Source organism: Gemmata sp., assembly GCF_051859125.1.
GTDB lineage: Bacteria > Planctomycetota > Planctomycetia > Gemmatales > Gemmataceae > Gemmata.
The window spans coordinates 1-3852 of the sequence record NZ_JBHYGG010000198.1 but is presented as its reverse complement, the minus strand read 5'-3'; the positions used below and the strand labels follow the sequence as shown (position 1 = coordinate 3852).

Below are 3852 nucleotides of genomic sequence, written 5' to 3'. Positions count from 1 at the left end.
CAAGAATGCCTGCCCCACCAACAAAGAAACGAATCCCTGCGATTCGGTGTCACTCCCTCGGGACCGCCCACGGCGCGACGACCCGGTACACCACCACCCGCAGCCGCGGGTGCCGGCGGCCCTCGATCGGGTTATACCCCGCGTAGAAGTTTGCGATCGTCTGCCCGGCGATCGCGTCGTCCCATACCACTTCGGCGACGGCGACCGCGGCCCACGGCGGCGGGGTGAGCGGCACCGTGCCCGCGTGCGGTCGGAACAACTCGTCCCCGTTCGGGTACGCCGGCAGCACGAGCACGTCCCCGGGCTGCAGCACCGACCCGCCCGGCACCACGAGCTTCATCCCGGCGCGCTCGCAGTAGAACTGGAAGCCCCAGTGCCCGGCGGACCACACCGTCCCGGTCGGGCGCTGCGCTGCGACGATTTCGGTGGCGCGTTCGGCGCACGCCTTCTCGGGGAAGGCGTCGAGCGTGTCGAGCGCCGCGACCGCGGCCCCGGCGGCGACGCCGAAGCCGAACACCCACCCCGGCGGCCGGCGGTGCGGGCGCGAGCGCCCGACGCGGCTCATGAGGCGCGCGACGAGGATGCCGCCGACGAGCGCGAGCCCGATCACCCGGCGGGCGGCCGCGAACGGCGTCAGTGCGAAGTAGCCCGCCACCTCCAAGAGCACCCACCCGACGACGAACGCCGCGTCGCCGCTCCACCGGACCCGCACCCCGCGCCGGAACACGAGCGGCCGCGCACAGAGTGCCAGCCCGAGCAGGAACAGCCAGCCGAACGACTGCCAGAAGGTCGCGACGCTCACGCCGCTCGGCTGCGCGAACACGATCCGGGCGGAGCACGCGGCCCACAGCAGCGCCGCGGCCGCGACCACCGTTCGGGGCACGCCGAGAACCACCGCGGCGAGCAGCGTGACGCCGATTCCGAGGCACCCGAGGTGCCCCGCGAGCGGCGGCGCGAGGTCGGCCTTCTTCTGGAGGTGTTCGGCCAGCGTCGCGGTCGCGCTCTGCCGCTCGTTGAGGTGGAACAGGAAGTGCGACTGCCCGTACTGCGCGACGAGGAACGCTTCCCACGCGGCGAACCCGGCGACCGCGACCGCGACCGCCACGAGCGCGAGCCCGATTCGCCGGTGCGTGACGCCGTACCACAGCAGTGCGGGCGGGACGAGCAGCGCCGTGTACTTCGTCTGCATCGCGAGCGCCGCGAGCGCCCCGGCCGCGACCGCAAGCCGCCACGACGCCCGGTCCGCGGCGCGGGCGAACACCGCGACGGCCGCGAGCCCCAGCCCGAGCGCCGGGACGTCGAGCATCAGGTTCACCGTCGGCAGTACGGCCGGTGACAGAACGAGGAGCGGCAGCACGCGGGCCTCGGTGCCGCGCGCGAACCGGCGCAGCAGCTCCCGCAGCGCCCACGCGAGCGCCCACACGAACGGGTACAACCACAACTTCAGCAACCACGGGTACTCGCCGAATGCGGCGACGTTGACCGCGAGCCAGTACGGCACGACCGGCGGCACGAGCACGGTCATCGCCGGCTCGGGGACCGTCCACCAGAACATCACGAAGCCGTAGGGGTCGCCGGGGTGCGCCGCGACCTGCCGGGCGTAGGCGAGGTACGCGGTGTCGTCGACGAGGACCGGCTTCGCGGCGTTCGCGACCGTGACGACGAGCGCGAGGACCCACGGGGCCGCGAGCAGGCCGCCGGCCCGGGTGCGCCAGTCGGCCTGTGAGTCGGCGGGCATGCGTGCTAAAATACCGGTGGGTGAAGTTTCGAGTTCCGAGGTTCACGTTCCCAGTGGGAAGACGGGAACTCGCGACCTGAAACTCGAAACACGAAACCGGGCGGCGAGAGCGGTGACGAACGCACCACACACACGCGAGCAACCGGAGCCGGGGCGGGCGCTGAACGCGTACCTGCTCGGGTCGCTCCCGTTCGACGCACTGCTGGCCCTTCAGCGTCGGCTGGTATACGACATCAGCGGCGACCCATCCACGGCGGCGCTGCTCGTGTGCGAGCACCCGGCCGGGGTGACCGTCGGCCGCGAGGGGAGCCGGTCCCACGTGCGCCCGAACCCCGAGGAGCTGAACGCCCGCGGGTGGGCGGTGCGGTGGGTGAGCCGCGGGGGCGGGGTGCTGCTGCACCAGCCGGGGCAGGTCGCGTGCTACCCGGTCCTCTCCCTCGACGCGCTCGGCCTCACCGCCGGCGCGTACCTCGAACACCTCCAAGGCGTCGCACTCGAATTGCTCCGGGAGTACGGGGTTGCCGGCGAGCCCGATCCCCAGCATCCTGGCATCATGGTCCGCGGCCGGCGGCTCGTTCACGTCGGGGCCGCGGTCCGCCGGGGCGTGAGCTGCTTCGGGCTGGTCGTGAACGCCGACCCGGACCTGGGGCCGTTCCGCGACGTGCGGTGCGACGGCGACCCGCTCCCGATGACGTCCCTGGCCCGCGAGTCGGGGCACCGGGTCCGGGTCGCGGGGGTCCGCCAGCGGCTCGTCGAACTGGTCGCGGACCGGTTCGGGTTCGATCGGGTTTCCGTCTTCCACTCGCTCCCAAGAGCGCCTTACCAACCCACGCGACATGCTGCAGCTCACCGTCCTTGACGCCCCGCCCGCCCCGCCCCCGGAGCGCACCGGCGGCCGGCTCCCCCCGTGGCTGAAGCGGCCGCTCCCCGCCGGGAACGGGAACGCCTTCACGCAGAACCTGCTCGAAGACCTCAAGCTCGAAACGGTCTGCGAGAACGCCAAGTGCCCGAACCGGCCCGAGTGCTGGTCGCACCGCACCGCCACGTTCATGGTGCTGGGCAACGTCTGCACCCGCCCGTGCAGCTTCTGCTCGGTCCCCAAGGGCCAGCCGCTGCACGTCGAGGACGACGAACCGGCCCGCGTCGCCGAGGCGTCCGCCCGGCTCGGCCTGAAGCACGTCGTCATCACCTCCGTGACCCGCGACGACCTGCCCGACGGCGGGGCCGACCACTTCGCCCGGTGCGTGCTGGCCGTTCGCGGGCGGCTCCCGGGCGCGGCGGTCGAGGTGCTCACGCCGGACTTCATGGGCGACCGGGCCGCGATCGACCGCGTTACCGACGTGAGCCCGGACGTGTTCAACCACAACCTCGAAACGGTCCCGCGGCTGTACCGCGTCGCCCGCGGCCGGGCCGAGTACCGCCGCAGCCTCGACCTGCTCGACCGCGTGAAGCAGCGCGCCCCGCACGTCGTCACCAAGGCCGGCCTCATGCTCGGCATCGGCGAGACGATCGACGAGTTGTTCGACGTGCTGGCCGACCTGCGGGCGATCCGGTGCGACGTGGTCACCCTCGGCCAGTACCTCGCGCCGACGATGAAGCACAGCATCCCGGTGGCCCGGTACGTCCCGCCCGAGGAGTTCGATTCGATCGCGGCCCGCGCCCGGCTGCTCGGGTTCCGCAAGGTGGTGGCGGGGCCGTTCGTGCGGTCGAGCTACCACGCCGGCGACATGGTGCCCGCGTGAGGGCGGCGCTGACGCTCCCGGCCCTCGGCGCGCCGCGGGCGACGTTCAGCCTGTGGTACGTGAAGCCCGGCGACCGGCTCGTCGAGGGCGACCGCGTGGCCGAGGTGCTGATCCCCGGCGCGACGTTCGACGTCCACGCCCCGGCGTCCGGCACGCTCGCCGAGCAACTCGCCTTCCCGAACGACGCCCTGGCCCCGGGCCAGACCCTGGGGTGGATCGAAGCGGATACTTAGCCGCGCGATCAATGCCGAGGAAGGCACGATCGAAACGGCCCCCTGTTTGCAATACGGCGTTGATTGGTTGAAGTCGGACGCGGCTGGCGGGCCGCCACGGAGGGCGGCCCCTACCAGAGATTTGTTATTGGTTTGTAGG

At 72.5% G+C, this 3852-nt stretch carries 4 protein-coding genes; 3 read left to right on the top strand and 1 reads right to left on the bottom strand.

Annotation, left to right across the window (positions count from 1 at the left end; all coding sequences use genetic code 11):
• Positions 1-49 precede the first annotated feature (49 nt).
• Complete coding sequence (locus ACTIGN_RS16940) at positions 50-1738, bottom strand: hypothetical protein (protein ID WP_439625919.1); 1689 nt, start codon at positions 1736-1738, stop codon at positions 50-52.
• Between the two features lie 112 nt (positions 1739-1850).
• Between ACTIGN_RS16940 and ACTIGN_RS16935 the strand changes: the two genes are divergently transcribed.
• Genes ACTIGN_RS16935 through ACTIGN_RS16925 form a run of 3 tightly spaced genes read left to right on the top strand, consistent with a single transcriptional unit; the run spans position 1851 to position 3713 of the window.
• Positions 1851-2597: a lipoyl(octanoyl) transferase LipB gene (locus ACTIGN_RS16935; RefSeq protein ID WP_439625917.1), complete on the top strand. Its 747-nt coding sequence runs from the start codon at positions 1851-1853 to the stop codon at positions 2595-2597.
• Positions 2575-3480 (top strand): lipoyl synthase, encoded by a 906-nt coding sequence (lipA, locus tag ACTIGN_RS16930; RefSeq protein WP_439625915.1) that lies wholly within the window; start codon positions 2575-2577, stop codon positions 3478-3480. The genes ACTIGN_RS16935 and lipA overlap by 23 nt, the downstream gene beginning before the upstream one ends.
• Positions 3477-3713, top strand: coding sequence for a lipoyl domain-containing protein (locus ACTIGN_RS16925; protein WP_439625913.1), 237 nt, complete (start codon positions 3477-3479; stop codon positions 3711-3713). The genes lipA and ACTIGN_RS16925 overlap by 4 nt, the downstream gene beginning before the upstream one ends.
• The last annotated feature ends 139 nt before the right edge of the window (positions 3714-3852 follow it).

Excerpts from the sequence above, each read along its gene's own strand:
- ACTIGN_RS16940 (WP_439625919.1), bottom strand. The coding sequence starts at position 1,738 with ATGCCCGCCGACTCACAGGCCGACTGGCGCACCCGGGCCGGCGGCCTG.
- lipA (WP_439625915.1), top strand. The coding sequence starts at position 2,575 with ATGCTGCAGCTCACCGTCCTTGACGCCCCGCCCGCCCCGCCCCCGGAG.